The sequence below is a fragment of the Streptomyces sp. SID5785 genome, assembly GCF_009870065.1.
In the GTDB taxonomy this organism is placed as follows: domain Bacteria; phylum Actinomycetota; class Actinomycetes; order Streptomycetales; family Streptomycetaceae; genus Streptomyces.
This window is the reverse complement of sequence record NZ_WWIA01000632.1, coordinates 1-3018: the sequence shown is the minus strand read 5'-3', so window position 1 is coordinate 3018 and position 3018 is coordinate 1. Positions and strand designations below refer to the sequence as shown.

Below are 3018 nucleotides of genomic sequence, written 5' to 3'. Positions count from 1 at the left end.
GCCCGCCGGGCCGCGGGCGGTGAGCGCGGGCAAGGTCACCGCGAGCGCGCAGCCCGCCGCGACCGCGACGCCGACCAGCCACACCGCCGGGTCGCCGGGGCCCACGTCCAGATGGAGCCCGATCCGGGACAGCGCGCCCTGCGAGGCGACCAGCCGGGTCAGCGGCCCGGCGAGCAGCGGGGCGCCCACCGCCGCGGGCAGGGCGAGCAGCAGGGCCTCGCGCGCCGCGAGCGAGGCGATCCGGGCCCCGGAGGCGCCGCGGGCCCGCAGGGTCCAGGTCTCACCGGCCCGCTCGGCGCTCAGCAGCCGCGCCACGAGCAGCAGGGCGTATCCGGCGAGCAGCACCAGTTGCAGCGCCACGATGAGCAGGGTGGAGCGGGACACGAGGAGGGCGCGCTCGGCCCGGGTGAGGGTGTCGGGCAGCCCGGTGTCCACGGTGACGGAACCGGAGAGCGCCGGGGCGTGCTCCAGCTCCGTGGCCGCCGCGCGGGCCGTGTCCCGCAGTGCGTCGATGCGGCCCGTCGTCACCGTGCCGAAGTCGGCCATGGCCAGCCACGCGGACCGCCCGCTGCTCAGCCGCCCGCCCGCGAGCACCGACGGGTCGGCCAGGAGCGGCCCGTACGTCGTGAAGGTCACCTTCTGCACGCCGTGCCCGCCGAGCTGGTCGAGCGTCCAGTAGGGCGAGCGGGGGCGGGACGGGCGGTAGACGCCGGTCAGTTCGACGGTGAGCTTCTTGCCGCCGAGCCGGTCGGTGAGGACGAGCCGGTCACCCGGCTCCAGCTTCAGCTGCTGGGCGGCGGTCTGCGGCAGCGCCGCCTCGACGGTCCGGCCCGCCGCGGCCCGGGGCAGCCGGCCCGCGGTCAGCGTCACCTCGGAGCGGTCCAGGTCCGCGAACTCGGTGAGGTCGGGCCGGTCCCGGTCCGTGCCCGGCAGCGCGTACGCGCCGGACGTGACCAGTGACTGCCGGTGGACCGGGAGTCCGTCGAAGGCGCGGTCCGTGCTCGCGCGGACGGCGGCCGCGGCGGCCTCGCGGCCCGTGGCCGGTACGTCCGCGCGCACGACGAGCGCGGTCGCGGCCGCGTCCCGGGTGCGCAGCACGTGGCGCAGCGAGGCGTCGCCGATCGCACCGGAGAAGGCGCTCAGCATGGCGAGGACGGACGTCGTGAGCAGGACGGCGAGGACGGCGGCGGCGAGCAGCAGACGGTGTGCCCGTACCCGGAGGAGGACAAAATCCCACACGCCAGTCGACCCCCGTGTCCCCGCGCTGTCCCCGCGCTCTACGCCGTACATCCCCGAAAACCTGTCCGGATGTTGTCAGAGGCGGTGCGGGTTGCGGAAGAGGTCTGGACCGGTCTGGACCGGATCGTGACCGGATAGTGGAGTCCGTGTGCCGGAGACCGGGCGGAGGCGCGTCGTCCGGTGGGCTCCGGCAGTGGCGGCGCGGGGCCGGATCAGCCCGCCGTGTTCACCATCGACGCCGCCGCGTACGTCAGGTAGTTCCACAGCGTGCGGTCGTGCTCCTCGGACAGGCCGAGCGAGTCCACCGCGTCCCGCATGTGCCGCAGCCACGCGTCGTGCGCCGCCCGGTCCACCTGGAACGGGGCGTGCCGCATCCGCAGCCGCGGGTGGCCGCGCTGGTCGCTGTACGTGCGCGGGCCGCCCCAGTACTGCATGAGGAACAGCACGAGCCGCTCCTCGGCCGGGCCGAGGTCCTCCTCCGGGTACATCGGGCGCAGCAGCGGGTCCGCCGCGACGCCCTCGTAGAACCGGTGCACCAGACGGCGGAACGTCTCCTCGCCGCCCACCTGCTCGTAGAACGTCAGCTCCTGAAGCGTGTCGCGCGGGGTCTCAGTCACCCGTCCATCGTCTCAGACGCCCCGGCCTAGGACCGGGGGACCAGGACCCCCGCGGGGGCTCGCCGAACCCGCCTCGCGGGGGCAGTCTGGACATATGGGTGCAGAGCGCGCCGACGGCGGTCTCGGTCCGCTCGCCGCGCGGGCGCGGGCGGAGCTCGTGCGCGAGATCGCGGAGAGCGGTGCGTTCTCCGCCGATCCGCGCTGGCGGGACGCCTTCGCGGACGTCCCGCGCCACCTCTTCGTGCCCTCCTACTTCATCGGCGTCCCCGGCGGCTACGAACGGCTCTGGGGCGAGGACCCCGACCCGCGCCGCCGCGAACGCTGGCTGCGCGGCGCCTACGCGGACCAGCCGCTCGCCACCCGGATGCGCGACGGGGAGCTGATCTCCTCCAGCAGCCAGCCCTCGCTGATGGCCACGATGCTGGCCGGACTCGGCGTACGGGACGGGGACCGGGTGCTCGAGATCGGCGCGGGCACCGGGTACAACGCGGCGCTGCTCGCCCACCGCCTCGGCCCCGGCGCCGTCACGACCGTCGACCTCGACCCGGAGATCACCGAGTCGGCGCGGGCGCATCTCGCCGCCGCGGGGTACCGGGTGGCCGTCGTCACCGGGGACGGGGTGCGCGGGTGTCCGGAGCGGGCGCCGTTCGACCGGATCATCGCGACGGTGACGCTGCGCGAGGTGCCGGGGGAGTGGCTCGGGCAGTGCACGCCCGGCGCGCGGATCATGGCGCCGCTGTCGACCGGGATCGTCGTGCTGACGGTGCGGGACGCGGCGTTCGCCGAGGGACGGTTCCTCGCGACTCCGGCGTACTTCGTCGCGCTGCGGGGTGGCGGGGCGCCGGGGGCCGGGCCGGAGCTCGGGCGGTTGCCGCGGAGTCTGGCGCGGGACGAGGGGTTCCGGTTCGTGCTCACGCTCGTCGCCGGGAGCGGGGGCGCCGATGCGCGGGAGGTGCTCCGGGTGTGGGAGCGGGAGGGGCGGCCCGGACGGTCGCGGTTCGGGGTGACGCTCGACGCGGGGCGGGTCTCGGTCTGGCTGGACGACCCGGCGGGGCCGCACGTCTGGGGCGTGCCGGGTGACGCCTGAGGGGGTGGTGTGTGGAGGTGCGGTTGCGGCTGCGGCTCGGTGGGGGCCGGTCGCGCAGTTCCCCGCGCCCCTGAA

General features: G+C 75.9%; 3 protein-coding genes. 1 reads left to right on the top strand and 2 read right to left on the bottom strand.

The window, feature by feature from the left end; translation table 11 throughout:
* Together GTW43_RS20700 and GTW43_RS20695 are read right to left on the bottom strand one after the other, a co-directional pair.
* On the bottom strand, positions 1-1239 hold a 1239-nt coding region (locus GTW43_RS20700), incomplete at its 3' end, for an FtsX-like permease family protein (RefSeq protein ID WP_343246072.1).
* A gap of 212 nt (positions 1240-1451) precedes the next feature.
* Entirely contained in the window at positions 1452-1856 is a 405-nt protein-coding gene (locus GTW43_RS20695; protein ID WP_161303512.1) for a globin, read from the bottom strand.
* Between the two features lie 94 nt (positions 1857-1950).
* Between GTW43_RS20695 and GTW43_RS20690 the strand changes: the two genes are divergently transcribed.
* Positions 1951-2943 (top strand): methyltransferase domain-containing protein, encoded by a 993-nt coding sequence (locus GTW43_RS20690; RefSeq protein ID WP_161303511.1) that lies wholly within the window; start codon positions 1951-1953, stop codon positions 2941-2943.
* Positions 2944-3018 lie beyond the last annotated feature (75 nt).